We start from the raw sequence: 15,661 nt of genomic DNA on the forward strand, positions 1-15,661 counted from the left end.
ACAGGCATCTCCCACCCAGCAAAATCAACCAACTTACCCCCCAACTCAACGTGAAGATCATACAACGGTGTGCGTTTTAATTCGGTCATATCTCTAGCCTTTCGATCAGCGAGATTGGTCACGAACGACCATGACGGTGCAATGCGCGTTGCGCACGACACGGGCCAGGTTCGGGCCAATCTCATAATTCGGGAAATCGCCTTTGGTCGACGCCATGACGATCAGATCAAAGCCGTCCTTGTAGGCCAGCTTCAGGATTTCGCGGTAGACGCTGCCTTCTTCGACATGCACTTGCACGTCAGAGGCGTTGCCGTGATCCAGTATGGCCTGAACCGCATTGCGCACGTGGTCTTTGGCACCAGCGCCGTAGTTGGCAGGCAGGTTCGGCAATTGGATGATCTCGGGGATGACGGCAACTGCATGCAGTTCGGCACCGTAGAACTTCGCCTGTTCCAGTGCGACCGGCAGGGCCAGTTTCCACGAGCGGTCGTCGGTGTGGTCAATAGGCAGCAGGATTTTCGTGGCCATCACGTCTCTCCTCGAGATATGGAATTCTATTTCAAAGGCGGGGGGCCGGAATGGCCCCCCGTATTCTTCAGGGCCGGATTATTCGGCAGGCGTGCCGCCCGGCTCTTCGGATTTGCCGCCCGAGGCAAAGAACTCTTTCGTCAGTTTGAAGACGATCGGGCTCAGCAGGGCCAGGGCGATCAGGTTCGGGATGGCCATCATGGCGTTCAGCGTGTCCGCCAGCAGCCAGATAAAGCCCAGATCCGCGGTTGCGCCAAAATAGATCGCGATGATCCACAGGATGCGGTACGGCATCAGGGATTTGACACCCAGCAGGAACTCGACGCATTTTTCGCCGTAGAACGACCAGCCGAGGATGGTTGTGAAGGCGAAGATCGACAGAGCGATTGCGATCAGAGCACCGCCACCCGGCAGCGACGTGGCGAATGCCAGCGAGGTCAAGGCCGCACCGGATTCACCGGAGGTCCATGCACCTGTGGAGATGATCGCCAGACCGGTGATCGAGCACACGATGATGGTGTCGATGAACGTACCCAGCATCGCGATCAGGCCCTGGTTGACCGGACCTTTGGTCTCGGCTGCCGCGTGAGCAATCGGAGCCGAACCCAGACCGGCTTCGTTCGAGAACACACCACGTGCCACACCAAAACGGATGGCGGCCCAAACGGCTGCACCTGCAAAGCCACCTTCGGCGGCGGACGGCGTGAAGGCGTAGGTGAAGACCAGCGACAGCGCGTTGCCGATCTCGCCAATGTTGATGATCAGAACCAAAAGGCCTGCAACAATGTATGCAATTGCCATGGCCGGAACCAGTTTACCAGCAACCGCACCGATGCGGGTGATGCCGCCCAGAATAACGGCTGCGGTCAGGACCATCAGAACAACGCCGGTGACCGAAGTGTTCACGCCGAAGTTCGATTCCAGAACCTGCGCCACGCCGTTGGCCTGCACGCCGTTTCCGATGCCAAAGGCTGCAACTGCGCCGAACAGGGCAAATGCAACGCCCAGCCAGGCCCACTTCGCGCCGAGGCCGTTCTTGATGTAGTACATCGGGCCGCCAACAAAGTTACCGAGCTCGTCTTTTTCACGGTATTTCACCGCCAGAACGGCTTCGGCATATTTGGTGGCCATGCCCACCAGGGCGGTCATCCACATCCAGAACAATGCGCCCGGACCGCCCAGGAAGACAGCAGTGGCCACGCCGGCGATGTTGCCGGTACCAATGGTTGCCGACAGCGACGTCATCAGCGCGTTGAACGGGCTGATCTGACCATCACCTTGGCCTTCGCGGCCAGCAAACAGCAGCTTGAAGCCGGTGCCAACTTTCAGGATCGGCATGAATTTCAGCCCGACCTGCAGGAAGAAGCCGACGCCAAGGATGAGGACCAGCATCAGCGGCCCCCATACGACGCCATTGATGGCTCCTACGATTGAATTTAACGCTTCCATGGTTTCCCTCCCATTTGCGTTTGGTTTATGCCCCGTTGGCGATGGCCCGCTGGCGGGCCTGCTTGAGGGCGGCAAAATCTTCGTCGGCGTGGAACGAGGAACGTGTCAGCGGCGTCGCCGACACATGCAAAAAGCCCTTGGACCTTGCGATCTGTTCCAGTTGGGCGAACTCCTCCGGTGACCAGAACCGGTCAATTGGATGGTGTTTTGGGGTCGGCTGCAGGTATTGACCCACGGTCAGAAAATCGACCTGAGCCGCGCGTAGATCGTCCATGACCTGACGCACGTCATTCAGGCTCTCGCCCAGGCCAACCATCAAGCCGGATTTCGTAAAGATTTCTGGGTTTGCGCGCTTGGCATCATCCAGAAGTCGCAGTGAAGTATAGTAGCGTGCGCCGGGGCGAACGGTCGGGTACAGGTGCGGAACGGTTTCCAGATTGTGGTTGAACACGTCCGGGGCAGCATCGAACACCACATCCGCCGCATCGCCTTTGCCCAGAAAATCGGGGGTTAGCACCTCGACCGTGGTGCCGGGGTTCTGATGACGCACGGCACGGATGGTTTGCGCGATATGCTCGGCCCCGCCGTCTGCCAGATCATCGCGATCGACCGAGGTGATCACTACGTGGCGCAAGCCTAGTTTCATAACCGCTGCAGCAACACGGCCCGGCTCGAACAGGTCCAGTGCATTGGGGCGTCCTGTTGAGACGTTGCAGAAGGAACAGCCGCGGGTGCAGACTTCGCCCATGATCATCATGGTGGCGTGGCGCTTGGACCAGCATTCGCCGATGTTGGGGCATGCAGCCTCTTCACAAACCGTCGTCAGATTGTGGTCGCGCATCAGGCGGCGGGTCTCGTAATATTCGGGCCCGTCGACCTTTTTCTTGCGAATCCACTTGGGCTTTCGCGGGATGACGCTGTCAGCCTTTTTGGCTTTTTCCGGATGGCGGGTGCGAAGCTGGATGGTCATCTGGCTGTTCCCTCTCAGGCGTGAATTGCGCGGCCCATGGCGTCCAGGCAGGCTTCCTTGACGGCCTCGCCCATTGCCGGATGCGCATGACAGGTTGAGGCGACTTCGGCGACGGTTGCGCCCTTGGTCATGGCCAGAACCAGTTCGGCGATTAGGTCACCGCCATGTGCGCCGCAGATATGCGCGCCCAGGATTTTGCCATTTGGGTCGGCCAGTACTTTGACGGCTCCGTCTGTCTCGCCAGTCGAACGCGCGCGTGAGTTGGCCATGAAGGCAAACTTGCCGACAGCGTATTCGGACCCGGCTTCTTTCAGCGCTTCCTCGGTCAAACCGACCGAAGCGACCTCGGGGTCCGTATACACAACGCCAGGAACGGTATTGTAGTCCACATGCCCGGTTTCACCGGCCAGCATTTCGACACAGGCGACGCCGTCTTCTTCGGCCTTGTGGGCAAGCATCGGGCCGGGGACACAGTCGCCAATCGCATAGATGCCGGGAACCGAGGTGCGGAACGACGTGTCCACCTGAATGAAGCCGCGCGGGTCAAGGGTTATCCCCAGATCTTCCAACCCAAGCCCGCGCGATACGGGGCGGCGTCCGACGGCGATCAGAACCTTGTCGGCTTCGATCACCTCTTCCTTGTCTTTGCCGACCCGGTCCAATGTCAGCGTCAGCCCAACGTTGGTTTTGTCGATGGTTTTCAGTGCGCGCCCCAGCTGAAACTTCAGGCCACGCTTTGACAGGGCGCGCTGTGCGAGTTTTGCTATCTCGCCGTCGATTCCGGGCAGAATGCGGTCAAGATACTCAACAACCGTGACCTTCGCGCCCAATCGGGACCAGACCTGTCCAAGTTCCAGGCCGATCACGCCAGCACCGACGACCACCAGATGTTTGGGAACAGCATCCAGCGCGATCGCTCCGGTCGAGCTTAGGATATCCTGCTCGTCAATCTCGATCCCGTTTAGCGGGGTTGGTTCGGAACCGGTGGCGATCAGGATGTTTTTGGCTTCATAAACATCGTCGCCAACTTTGACCTGCCCGTCAGAGGGGATACTGGCCCAGCCCTCAACCAGATCGACGCCGTTTTTCTTGAACAGAAACGCAATGCCCTTGGTCAGATCGCCGACGATCTTGTCCTTGCGACCCATCATCGAGCTCAGGTCGATGCTGGCCCCCTCGACAGCAATGCCATGGGAGGAGAGATGTGCAAGCTCGGCATACTTAGCCGAGGAGGTCAGCAACGCTTTGGAGGGTATGCACCCCACATTCAGACAGGTTCCGCCAAGCGAACCGCGGCCTTCAACGCAGGCGACTTTCATGCCCAGTTGTGCTGCGCGGATTGCTGCAACATATCCGCCGGGTCCGCCCCCGATGACGATTAGGTCGTAGATACTCATTGAACGGTCTTTCAGTAGATCGGGTGGCTGGCGCAGAGTGCGCGGACTTTTTCGTGGGTTTCGGCTTCGATCTTCGCGTCGCCCTCGGGGGATTGGGCCAAGGCCTCGAGCACGTCGCCGATCAGGTGACCGATCTGTTTGAACTCTTCCGGTCCAAACCCGCGGCTGCAGCCTGCTGCGGTACCCAGCCGGATACCGCTGGTCACGGTAGGTTTTTGCGGATCGCCCGGCACGCTGTTCTTGTTGCAGGTGAAACCGGCACGCTCCAGCGCGGCTTCTGCGTCTTTGCCGGTCACGCCCAGCGGGCGCAGATCGACCAGCATCAGGTGGTTTTCCGTGCCGCCCGAAACGATGTCACATCCACGCGCCATCATGACGTTTGCCAGCGCCGATGCGCTATCCACAACGCGTTGCATGTAGTCCTTGAATTCGGGCTTTAGCGCCTCGCCAAACGCGACAGCCTTACCGGCAATCACATGCATCAGGGGGCCGCCCTGAAGGCCGGGGAATACGGCCGAATTCATCTTTTTCGCCAGCGCCTCGTCATTCGTCAGAATGATCCCGCCGCGCGGACCGCGCAGGGTTTTATGTGTGGTCGAGGTAACCACATGCGCGTGGCCGATAGGCGAGGGGTGCAGCCCGGTTGCGACCAGACCGGCGATATGTGCCATATCCGCCAGCAGCCAAGCGCCGACCTCATCCGCAATGGCGCGGAAGCGGGCGAAATCGATCTTTTGCGAATAGGCGGATGCGCCAGCGATGATCAGTTGCGGCTTTTCGGCTTTCGCCAGTTCTTCGACCTGATCATAGTCAATCAGACCTGCGTCTGTCAGACCGTACTGAACCGGGCGGAACCACTTGCCGGATTGTGCTGGTTTGGCGCCGTGCGTCAGGTGGCCACCTGCATCCAGTGACATACCCAGGATCGTGTCGCCGGGGCTGAGCAGGGCCAATTTAACGGCGCCGTTTGCCTGCGCGCCCGAATGCGGCTGTACGTTGGCGTATTCGCAACCGAACAACTGTTTCAGACGATCGATGGCCTCGGATTCAACTTCGTCTACAAATTCGCAGCCGCCATAGTAGCGACGACCAGGGTACCCTTCGGCGTATTTGTTGGTCAGGACTGACCCCTGCGCGTCGATCACAGCTTGCGAGACAATATTCTCGGACGCGATCAATTCGATCTGTTCAGCCTGACGTTTGCCTTCTCGCGCAATTGACGCGGCGACAACCGGATCTGCTTCGGTAAGCGACGTTTTGAACATGGTTTCCTCCTCAGGCACCGAATCCTCAGTACGAAATTTTGTTTCCTATAGTGGAATTCGTGCAGCTAAAGCAACATATATCTCACATTTGTGAAGTTGTGTGGTTTGAGGGAAATCTGTAACCTCCGGTAAAACAGGGAGATATTTATGGGCGACGAGACTCGCGGTGATGTTTCCTCACCGGAAGATCAGGACGAAGGTGAGGTTCTGGGGCGTTCCATCCGCGATGCACGACGTGCAAAAGGCTGGACTTTGGAGGAAGCCGGACGCGCGGCGGGAATCGGTCGGTCCACCCTGTCGAAGATCGAGAACAACCAGACGCGGCCAAGTTTCGACATCGTGCGCAGGCTGACACAGGCGCTGGATATGAGCACGCCGCAGCTGTTTCTGCAGTCCGGGCAATCGGGGATTTCGGGAAGGCGCGACTTTACGCCGAAAGGTGAAGGCGAGATAAAAAGCACACCGACCTATTTGCACGAACTGCTGTGTCCCGAGCTGACCAGCAAGCGGATGCTGCCCTATATCGCGACAATCAAAGCCCGCGACCTGTCAGAGTTCGAAAACTGGATCCGGCATACGGGTGAAGAGTTCATGTATGTCATCAGCGGCGAGCTGATCTTTGTATCAGAGCATTATCGCCCCCTGCCGATGAAGGCTGGTGACTCGCTTTATTATGACAGCGGGATGGGGCACGGGTGCATTTCAACCAGTGAGGAAGATGCGAAAGTGCTGTGGGTGTCACTCGAATAAGCGCGACGCACAAGGCATGAATTAAAGCGGTCCCAGCGGCCGCTTTTTTGTAGGATAAGACGGTCTCTGGGTCAGGTGTGGCCCAGCACCTTGCGGGCAACGCGGAAACACTCCAGCGCTTGCGGGACGCCACAGTAGATGCCAATCACGTGGATGATGGCTCGGATTTCCTCGGGCGAGACGCCGTTGTTGATCGCGCCCTTGCAGTGAATTTCCCATTCATGCATTTTGCCCAACGCGCCGATCATGGACAGGTTCATCATCGATCGCGTCTTAGGGTCGATCACGTCATCGCCCCAACCAAACCCCCAGCACCACGCCGTCATCGCTTCTTGAAACGGGCGGGTAAAGTCATCGGCCGCCGCCAGGTTCTTTTCTACATATTCCGCACCAAGCGTGTTCTTGCGCTGCTCCAGGCCTTTCAGGAACAGGTCTTCGTCGAAAATATCAGCCATCTATGGTCTCCGGTTCTTCATCGCTTTGCGCGGTGTTCGTAAATGCGATCATAATGTGGGTTCGTTTTGAACTGTACCCGTTCGATCCGATCCTGCAGGTCACTTTTGGGCGCACACAGATTACTCCACCCCCTCGCGCATCCATTGCTGCAAACGGGCAATCGAGTGTTCCGACATCACACCACAACCCGGGTCCAGTACGAGCGGACCGGGGCGGTAGCCGCGGGATTTCAGGCCGCGATGGACGCTTTCAACCAGATGGATGTCTTCCTCGACCGTGGTTTCACGGTCCTGTACAGCCAGTTGCCGGATCACCGCACTTTCCGAGCCGCCCTCGGTGTACCAGCCGCGCCAGACGGTGCAGTGATCGGCATCGACCGCGCGCCAGTGATAGGTGTTCAGCACATTGCCCGGGTAACACTGGAACGAGAACATCGGCCAAAGGAACCATGACTGGTAGTCGCCCGCATGCGGCACCGACAGGTCGACCGGGTAGGTCATCTTGTCGAGGCTTTGGCATTCGGTCGTATGGCGCAGCACGTAACCGCCGCCTGCATCGGGCTGGACGTCGTAGGTCTCGGGCTTGACCACACCTTCGGCAAAGGTCGGGTGGTTGGTCGGGCAATGATAGCACTCCGAGTAATTCTCGATACTGACCTTCCAATTGCAGTTTTCCGGGATTTCGACCCATTCCAGCGGTTCCAGATCATCGATATGCTGAACGAACGCGCGGATTTCCTCGCGCACGCCGGGGTACCATTCATCCATCGGGGCGGCGTTGTCGTCGAGGTTGACGAAGATGAATCCGTTGAACACCTCGGTCCGAACCGAAGTCAGGCAGATGGCGCTGCGGTCAAAACCGGGGACGGATTTGATATTGGGTCCCGCGCGCAGCTGGCCGGACAGCTCATAGGTCCAGGCGTGATAGGGGCAGACCACGACGCGGGTGTTACCAGCACCGGTGACCATTTCATGCGCGCGGTGCTGGCACACGTTATAGAACGTTCGAATTTCGCCGTCTCGGCCCCGAATGCAGAACAGGTTTTGCCCGGCGATTTCAAAAGCAAAGTAATCGCCCGATTCCCGAACCTGCGCCACATGCCCGGCGAATTGCCATGTGCGGGCCAGAAGCCCCTGCATCTCCTGCGCGAAAATCGCGGGGTCGGTATAATACCGCGCGTCCAGTGAATGCGTCAGAGGTGCGTTCATTCGGGTTCCTCCGCGTAGAGGCCAAGCTGGTGGCGACGTTGGTGAAATCGTTCCACCCGCTCGACGATCTCATCGCTGGAAACGGCGATCACAAAGGACAGCAGCGTTTCCAGCAAGGCGATGGTCGAAACCGAGGACGGAAAGAACTGCGGTGTGTCGGCGGCAACGACAAAACCGTGCTGTGCGTTCAGGATCACCGGGCTGGCCGGGCTGTCCGAAATGCCGATGACGGTCAGCCCCTGTTGGCGGGCCAGTTTGATCGCGTCGATGACTTCAGTGCGGTAGGGATGGCAGGTGATCGCGATCAGTACGTCTTGCTCATCCGCCCAAGCCAGATCGTCGACTGGGGTCGAGCCGGGGCGCGGGATGGCGTGAAACTGCTTCATGCCGGTTGAGGCCAGATAGGTGAAGTTTCGCGCGTTAGAATTGTTGACGCCAACGCCCAGTGTGAAAATCTGGCGACAATTCCAGATATCCTCGGCCGCGGCCTTCAGGTTTGCGGCGTCGATCCCGGCAAAGGTTTCTTCGATATTGCGGATCGCGGCGCCGATCATATCGGCATAGAGACCGCCCAGTTCCCCTGACTTGCCGATGTCCTGCAACCAGCGGGCGCGGTCCGGAAATGACACACGTCCCTGCCGGATCGCATCCCGGAACGGGGCACGGAAATCTTCGTAGCCTTCGAACCCCACCTGCTGGGCCATCCGCACGAAGGTGTTCGGTTTTACTCTGGCGGCCTCGGCAATCTCGCGCACAGTAGAAACCCCAACGTCCGTCGGGTTTTCCAGCACGTAGCGCGCGGCCTTCTGCGCCTCGGGCGTCAGGGCGTCCCATTCTTCGGACAAGCGTTCCAGAACGATCGATGATACATTTGTGTCATTCATGATTGACGATGGTACATTTGTGGAATTAGCCTGTCGAGCAGAAACGCGACTCGGGAGAGGAAAAATCATGTCCGAGAAGAATCTGCCGTCCCATTCCCGCGTGGTGATTGTCGGTGGCGGCGTCATGGGGGTCGGTCTGGCCTATCATCTGGCGCACGAAGGCTGGGGCGACGACACGGTTCTGCTTGAAAAGGCCGAGCTGACCAGTGGCAGCACCTGGCACGCCGCTGGGCAGATCACGCATTCGACGTCCAGTTTTGGGTTGGGCAAATGCGTCGACTACAACATCGGTTTGTATTCCGGCCTGCTGGAGGCTGAGACCGGCCAGCCGGTGACATGGCATGGGTGCGGGTCTTTCCGTCTGGCCTATACCGAGGATGAGATGGACTGGCTGCGCCACACCTTGTCGGTGGGCCGGTCGCTGGGGTTCAACATTGAGCTGGTCGGACCTGAAAAGGTGGCCGAACTGCACCCGTTCTACAATCTCGAAGGCGTGTTGGGTGCACTGCACACGCCTGATGACGGGCATGTGGACCCGACCAACGTCACCATGGCAATGGCAACTGGAGCGCGGCAAAAGGGTGTACGCATCTTCCGCAGCTGCCGTGCGACCAACATCACCCAGGCCGAAAACGGCGAGTGGGTGGTCGAAACCGAGCAGGGCGCCATTACCTGCGAGCACGTGGTGAACGCTGGCGGCACGTATGCCCGTCAGATGGGTGAGTGGTCGGGACTGCAACTGCCCATGACTTCGATGACGCACCATTATTTTGTAACGGAACCGGTGCCCGAATTCCAGAATCTGGACAAGGAACTGCCGGTGATTCGCGATGACCGCAAGGTCTCGGGCTATATCCGGATGGAGCAGCAGCGCGGCCTGATCGGGATATACGAGAAAGAGAACCCGAACTCGGTCTGGCATGATCATTGCCCCTGGGAATACGAGAACTGGCTGTTCGATGCCGATTACGACCGGGTGATGCCGTGGCTTGAGGAAAGTCTGAACCGCATGCCGATCTTTGCCGAGTTGGGCATTCAGCGCGATGTGCATGGGGCAATTTCGCATCCGCCCGATGGCAACCCTCTGATCGGGCCGGCGCCAGGTGTGCGGAACTATTGGTGCTGTTGTGGGACGCAGATCGGCATCGGCTGGGGGCCGGGTCTGACCCGCGAGTTGGCACGCTGGATGGTGCATGGCGCGGCCGATATCTCGATGCGTGAGTTCGATCCACGCAGGTTCGGAAGCTACGCGAACAAGGATTGGCAGGTGATCAAGGCTGAGGAAGACTACTGCCTTCGCCACGAGATCCCGTTCCCGCATTTCAACCGTTTGGAAGGGCGTCCGATCAAGCCGTCGCCTCTCTATGATCTGTTGAATTCCAAGGGTGCAGTACATGAAGAGGTTTATGGCTTTGAGCGCCCCCGCTGGTTCGCGCGGGATGAGGTCGAGCAGCGTGATCACTACTCCTTCCGCCGGACCCCTGCGGATCACATGGTCGCGGCTGAGGTCAAAGCGGTGCGCGAACGCGTGGGCATCATGGACGTGACCGCCTTCACCAAGGTCGAAGTCTCGGGCCCTGATGCCTACGCGCTGCTGGACCGGCTGATCGCCAACCGGATGCCGCAAAAGGTCGGCTCGATCACTCTGACGCACATGTTGAACCGCCGTGGCCGGATCGAATTGGAAACAACCATCGTTCGGATGGCCGAAGACCGCTTCTATCTGGTCTGCGCTGCCTTCTTTGAGCAGCGTCTGCTGGACCATCTCGCGCAACAACGCACGAAGGAGAATGTTCAGGTCACGGCCCTGTCTTCCGACTGGTCCGCCCTGTCGCTGAACGGCCCCCGGTCGCGGGACGTGTTGGGGCAGTGCACCGATGCCGATCTGACCAACGCTGGTTTCCGCTGGCTGTCAGCACAGGCAATCACCATTGCAGGTCACAAGATCTGGGCCTTCCGCATGTCTTATGCCGGCGAGTTGGGGTGGGAACTGCACATGCCCAATGCCGCCTGCCTCGATGTCTACACCGCGCTCTGGACCGCTGGCGAACCGCATGGCATCGCCGACTATGGCAGCTTTGCCATGAACGTGATGCGGATGGAGAAGGGGTTCAAGGGCGCGGGCGAGCTGACCAACGAGGTCACTTTGGCCGAGGCTGATGTGTTGCGCTTTGCGCGTACGGACAAAGAGTATCTGGGCAAAGACAAAACCCTGAACACTGACTTGCCGTGGGTGTGTGCCTATCTCGAAATTGAGCCGGATGGTGAAATTGATGGCCACGGTGGAGAAGCGGTGATGCTGGATAGTCGTGTCGTGGGCTCAACTGCCTCGGTCGTCTATGGGCACACGGTCGGCAAGATACTCGCCTTTGCGTACATCAATCCCGAGGCTGCTGCCCCGGGCACTGAGTTACAGGTCGTGATGCATGGCCAACCCCGCGCGGCCTGTGTTCTGGGCGAACCTGCTTATGATCCGCAAAGCCTGCTGCCCCGCACCGACGCTATTCTGGAGACTGCATAATGAGCTTGCCTGACAAAATGAAGGCCATGGTCACGATGGGCCATGGCGGCTTGGAACAAATGGTGCTGCACAAAGACTGGCCGCGCCCGGAACCCGCGGCCGGCGAGGTGTTGATCAAAGTCGCTGCCTGCGGGCTAAACAACACGGACGTCAATACGCGGTCCGGCTGGTACTCAAAAGCCGTGACCGATGCGACGACGGGCGACGCGTTCGAGGAAGTCAGTGACGAGGATCCGACATGGGGCGGCGCGCCCATCACTTTTCCCCGAATCCAAGGGGCTGATATCTGCGGGGAAATCGTCGCCGTGGGTGGCAGTGTCGATCCCGGGCTGATCGGCCAGCGCGTCATCACCGATGGCTGGCTGCGCGACCCGTCTGATCCGGGCAATAAGGACAAAACGGGTTATTTCGGCTCGGAACGGGACGGTGGTTTTGCTGAATACGCCACGACTCTGGCGGTTAACGCGGTGCCGATCCGGTCCGACCTGTCGGATGCCGAACTGGCCACGTTCTCGTGTTCCTATTCGACCGCCGAAGGCATGCTGACCCGCGCAAATGTAACTGACACTGACACGGTTCTGGTGCCCGGAGCCTCGGGCGGGGTTGGCGGTGCCTTGGTGCAACTTGCCAAACGCCGGGGTGCACGGGTGATCGCGATGGCGTCGGATGCAAAACACGCAGACGTTGCCGAACTGGGTGCCGACAAAATCTTGTCTCGTGCCCCGGAAAATCTGCGCGCGGCGCTTGGCGATGAAAAGGTCACCGTTGTGGCCGATGTGGTTGGTGGTCCCTACTGGCCAAACCTGATCGACGTTCTGGAGCGCGGCGGGCGGTACACCTGCTCGGGCGCGATTGCCGGGCCCATGGTCGAATTCGATCTGCGCACGTTCTACCTGCGTGATCTGACCTTCACCGGCTCTACTGTGATTGATCCGCAGGTGATGCGTAACATCGTTCAGTATATCGAGGCCGGTGAGATCAAGCCCGCCCTGGCCGCGACCTATCCCCTGGAAGAGTTGCGCGAGGCACAAGCCGCATTCATTGCCAAGCAGCACACCGGCAACATCGTGGTGATCCCATGACGCTGGACGACGTTCTCGAAGCTGCCCGACAGCTGCATCAATCACATCCTGAGCTTTCAGATTTCGGAGTCTGGCCTGATGACCTGGCGCCAACGGATCAGGAGCCAAACCAAATCCCTGCCGTTGAACTGATTCAGCGGACCGGTTTCCGGACCGGGGATGCAACGCGATCCCTTTCAGACGCGATCAGGGCAACCGCACATCTGGCGCTGTGGAAACACACCTATACTGAGGAAGAGGTCGGAGCCGATTTCCTTAATCGCTATGGCTATTATGAGCTGTTCGGCCCAACTGGGCATTTCCACTCGACCCAAATGCGCGGCTACGTCGCTTACTGGGGGGCGGGCCTGAATTATGATTGGCACAGCCATCAGGCCGAAGAACTCTATCTGATCGTAGGCGGTGGGGCGATGTTCCGCGTCGAAGAAGACGAGACTTACGTCGGCCCCAATCAGACACGACATCACTGCAGCTGGCAAAGCCACGCCATGACAACAACCGACGAGCCAATTCTGGCTTTCGTTCTTTGGCGAGGACAAGGATTGAACGACTTGCCACAAATGGATGCGGCATGAAAACCATCCCGATACATATCTGGTCACCCCAATGTGGGCGGGCCTGTTTTGCGAAATGGCCCAGTATGGCCATTGAGGAGTTCCGTCTATGAGACCGCAAGCCGAAGCCACTCAGATGATTGACGACGCCCGCGTGCGTGTGACGCGATTTGACTTTGCACCGGGGGCCGAAACGGGATGGCATCGTCATGCAATGGATTACGTCATCACCGCCATAACGGATTGCCATATGCGGCTGGAACTGCCCGATGGTTCGGCCAATGAAGTGACAGTTGCTGCGGGAGTAACTTATCGCCGCGACGAGGGTGTCGAACACAACGTGATCAATGCCGGGGACGCGCCGATGACCTTTGTTGAAGTGGAACTGAAATGAAAATCACTCGTCTTTCAGTCTACCATGTCGACCTACCGCTTGAGCACCCGTATTGGCTGTCTGGTGGGCGGTTGAAGTTTGAAACGCTCGACGCAACGATTGTAAAGATCGAAACCGATTCAGGTCTGACCGGTTGGGGCGAGGGTACCCCGTGGGGCCACACATATGTTCCAGCCCACGGTCCGGGTATTCGCGCCGGAATTCAGACGATGGCACCGTTCATTCTGGGCCTTGATCCGCGTCGGGTGCTGGATGTCGAACGGGCGATGGATATCGCTCTGCCAGGCCACCTCTATGCCAAAAGCCCCATTGATATGGCTTGCTGGGATATTGCGGGTCAGGCCGCCGGTCTGCCAATTGCCGATCTGATGGGCGGCGGGTCTCGCACGCCGCGCCCGATTGCCTCGTCGGTCGGTGCGAAGACCGTCGAAGAAACGCGCGAAGTGATGGAGCGCTATCGCAGCCGAGGCTACGTTGCGCATTCGGTTAAAATCGGTGGGGATGTAGAACGCGACATTGCCCGCGTCCGTGACGTGGAAAGCATCCGACGCCCCGGCGAGATCGTCCTTTATGACGTCAACCGTGGCTGGACCCGGCAGCAAGCCCTGCGGGTGATGAGCGCCTGTGAGGATCTGAACGTGATGTTTGAACAGCCCTGCGAGTCGCTGGACGATATCGCCGCGATCGCGGGCCGCCATGCCTCACCCGTTTCGGTGGATGAAAGTCTTGTGACCCTGCAAGACGCCGCCCGCATTGCCCGCGAAGGGTTGGCTGAGGTGTTCGGAATAAAGCTGAACCGTGTCGGTGGCCTGACCAAGGCGGCACGGATGCGGGACATCGCGTTGGCGCATGGAATCGACATGTTCGTGATGGCCACCGGTGGTTCGGTTCTGGCCGATACTGAGGCGCTGCATCTGGCGGCCACCATTCCGGACGATAATTGTCACGCGGTCTGGGCGTGCCAGGATATGATCACCGTCGATGTCGCTGGTGGGCGAGGCCCCCGCAATATCGACGGCCACCTGCATTTGCCGAAAACGCCGGGACTTGGTGTGCACCCTGACGAAGGTGCGTTGGGCGATCCCGTCGGAGTTTATCATTGAGGATCATCAGGATAACGCTCTGGGCCGTCGATCTGACGAGTCATGAGACCTATCACATGGCTGAGGGTAAGACCTGCGCGACCGTGACCTCTCATATCCTGTGCCTTGAGACAGATACAGGCTTGAGGGGTTGGGGCGAGGTCTGCCCGATCCCGCACTACCTGCCAGCGTTTGCAGGCGGAGTGCCGGGCGCAGTGACAGAGATGGGCCGCGAGATTCTGGGCATGTCCCCTTTCGGGGTAGATGCGCCGATGAGAAAGCTGGACGGGTTCCTGCAGGGGCATCTCTATGCCAAGTCTCTCGTCGACATCGCGCTTTGGGATTTGTTCGGGCAGGCAACGGGCCAGCCGGTCTATGCGCTGCTGGGTGGGCGGACGCGGAAGGACATGCCGCTGTACCACTCGATCACCTGCGTCGCGCCGGATGATATGGCGCGGATCTCTAAGACGGCTTACCAGACCGGCATTCGCCAGTTTCAGGTCAAGCTAGGGGTCGAAGGCGACTGGCAGGCCGACGCCGAGCGTTTGACCAAAGTGCGTGAGGCCGTGGGACCGGGGCCTCTGGTCTATGGTGACTGGAATTGTGGTGCGTCACGCCTGCAAGCTACGCGAACGGGCAGGGCGGTCGCGCAGCTGGATGTGATGCTGGAACAGCCCTGCAAAACGCTGGAGGATTGTGCCGCGGTTCGACGGGCCACCGGCTTACCTATGAAGATAGACGAGAACGCCCATGATCTGGCGTCGCTGCGGCGCGCATATGAGCTGGGCTGCATGGATGCTGTCGCTTTGAAACTGTCGAAGTTCGGCGGTTTGTCGGCCATGCGCCGGGCGCGCGATCTGACCGTGCATTTCGGGGCCGAGATCTGTGCCGAATGTACCTGGGGCTCGGATATTGTCACCGCTGCATCGCTGCATTTTGCGGCCTCGACCCCGCACGGGTCACTGATGAATACATGTGACCTGTCATCTTATGTGGCGCCTCGCATTTGCCCCGACGCACCAAACCGTGAAAACGGCCGGATTGCCCCGCCCGACGGACCGGGGTTAGGTGTTGTGCCAGACCCAGAGGTTCTTGGTCCGCCAATTTTGGAGATCGTTTGA

Annotated in this window: 15 protein-coding genes; 7 read left to right on the forward strand and 8 right to left on the reverse strand. The window is 59.2% G+C overall.

Annotation, left to right across the window (positions count from 1 at the left end; genetic code table 11):
* Positions 1-105: 105 nt before the first annotated feature.
* The 5 genes from AC2FID_RS13085 to glyA form a co-directional block, all read right to left on the reverse strand.
* The gene (locus AC2FID_RS13085) at positions 106-528 is read right to left on the reverse strand and encodes a universal stress protein (protein WP_058273652.1); all 423 of its coding nucleotides are present in this window, start codon (positions 526-528) and stop codon (positions 106-108) included.
* Between the two features lie 78 nt (positions 529-606).
* Positions 607-1,977: an alanine/glycine:cation symporter family protein gene (locus AC2FID_RS13090; RefSeq protein ID WP_496837197.1), complete on the reverse strand. Its 1,371-nt coding sequence runs from the start codon at positions 1,975-1,977 to the stop codon at positions 607-609.
* Positions 1,978-2,002: 25 nt separating this feature from the next.
* Positions 2,003-2,947: a lipoyl synthase gene (gene lipA, locus AC2FID_RS13095; RefSeq protein WP_282121349.1), complete on the reverse strand. Its 945-nt coding sequence runs from the start codon at positions 2,945-2,947 to the stop codon at positions 2,003-2,005.
* A gap of 14 nt (positions 2,948-2,961) precedes the next feature.
* Entirely contained in the window at positions 2,962-4,344 is a 1,383-nt protein-coding gene (lpdA, locus tag AC2FID_RS13100; protein WP_496837198.1) for a dihydrolipoyl dehydrogenase, read from the reverse strand.
* A gap of 11 nt (positions 4,345-4,355) precedes the next feature.
* Positions 4,356-5,609 (reverse strand): serine hydroxymethyltransferase, encoded by a 1,254-nt coding sequence (gene glyA, locus AC2FID_RS13105; RefSeq protein WP_496837199.1) that lies wholly within the window; start codon positions 5,607-5,609, stop codon positions 4,356-4,358.
* 147 nt (positions 5,610-5,756) lie between these two features.
* Between glyA and AC2FID_RS13110 the strand changes: the two genes are divergently transcribed.
* Positions 5,757-6,359, forward strand: coding sequence for a helix-turn-helix domain-containing protein (locus AC2FID_RS13110; protein ID WP_058273647.1), 603 nt, complete (start codon positions 5,757-5,759; stop codon positions 6,357-6,359).
* Positions 6,360-6,430: 71 nt separating this feature from the next.
* On the opposite strand, the gene AC2FID_RS13115 is transcribed toward AC2FID_RS13110, so the two are convergent.
* The 3 genes from AC2FID_RS13115 to AC2FID_RS13125 all read right to left on the reverse strand — a co-directional run bounded on the left by AC2FID_RS13115 (position 6,431) and on the right by AC2FID_RS13125 (position 8,907).
* Positions 6,431-6,814 carry a carboxymuconolactone decarboxylase family protein gene (locus AC2FID_RS13115; RefSeq protein WP_282169880.1) on the reverse strand — a complete coding sequence of 128 codons (384 nt, stop codon included), beginning with the start codon at positions 6,812-6,814 and terminating at the stop codon, positions 6,431-6,433.
* A gap of 120 nt (positions 6,815-6,934) precedes the next feature.
* Positions 6,935-8,023, reverse strand: coding sequence for an aromatic ring-hydroxylating oxygenase subunit alpha (locus tag AC2FID_RS13120; RefSeq protein ID WP_496837200.1), 1,089 nt, complete (start codon positions 8,021-8,023; stop codon positions 6,935-6,937).
* Positions 8,020-8,907, reverse strand: coding sequence for a MurR/RpiR family transcriptional regulator (locus AC2FID_RS13125; protein ID WP_496761064.1), 888 nt, complete (start codon positions 8,905-8,907; stop codon positions 8,020-8,022). The genes AC2FID_RS13120 and AC2FID_RS13125 overlap by 4 nt, the downstream gene beginning before the upstream one ends.
* 67 nt (positions 8,908-8,974) lie before the next feature.
* Between AC2FID_RS13125 and AC2FID_RS13130 the strand changes: the two genes are divergently transcribed.
* From AC2FID_RS13130 to AC2FID_RS13155, 6 genes are all read left to right on the forward strand, one after another.
* Positions 8,975-11,428: an FAD-dependent oxidoreductase gene (locus tag AC2FID_RS13130; RefSeq protein WP_496837202.1), complete on the forward strand. Its 2,454-nt coding sequence runs from the start codon at positions 8,975-8,977 to the stop codon at positions 11,426-11,428.
* Positions 11,428-12,510, forward strand: a complete 1,083-nt coding sequence (locus tag AC2FID_RS13135) for an alcohol dehydrogenase family protein (RefSeq protein ID WP_496837204.1) — start codon at positions 11,428-11,430, stop codon at positions 12,508-12,510. Before AC2FID_RS13130 ends, AC2FID_RS13135 begins: the two co-directional genes overlap by 1 nt.
* Positions 12,507-13,085 carry a dimethylsulfonioproprionate lyase family protein gene (locus AC2FID_RS13140; RefSeq protein ID WP_282121356.1) on the forward strand — a complete coding sequence of 193 codons (579 nt, stop codon included), beginning with the start codon at positions 12,507-12,509 and terminating at the stop codon, positions 13,083-13,085. Before AC2FID_RS13135 ends, AC2FID_RS13140 begins: the two co-directional genes overlap by 4 nt.
* Before the next feature lie 88 nt (positions 13,086-13,173).
* Positions 13,174-13,458 (forward strand): cupin domain-containing protein, encoded by a 285-nt coding sequence (locus tag AC2FID_RS13145; RefSeq protein ID WP_058278883.1) that lies wholly within the window; start codon positions 13,174-13,176, stop codon positions 13,456-13,458.
* Positions 13,455-14,561, forward strand: coding sequence for a mandelate racemase/muconate lactonizing enzyme family protein (locus AC2FID_RS13150; RefSeq protein WP_496837206.1), 1,107 nt, complete (start codon positions 13,455-13,457; stop codon positions 14,559-14,561). The genes AC2FID_RS13145 and AC2FID_RS13150 overlap by 4 nt, the downstream gene beginning before the upstream one ends.
* Positions 14,558-15,661, forward strand: a complete 1,104-nt coding sequence (locus tag AC2FID_RS13155; protein ID WP_496837207.1) for a mandelate racemase/muconate lactonizing enzyme family protein — start codon at positions 14,558-14,560, stop codon at positions 15,659-15,661. The genes AC2FID_RS13150 and AC2FID_RS13155 overlap by 4 nt, the downstream gene beginning before the upstream one ends.

It is taken from the genome of Ruegeria sp. CDSC068 (assembly GCF_059610545.1).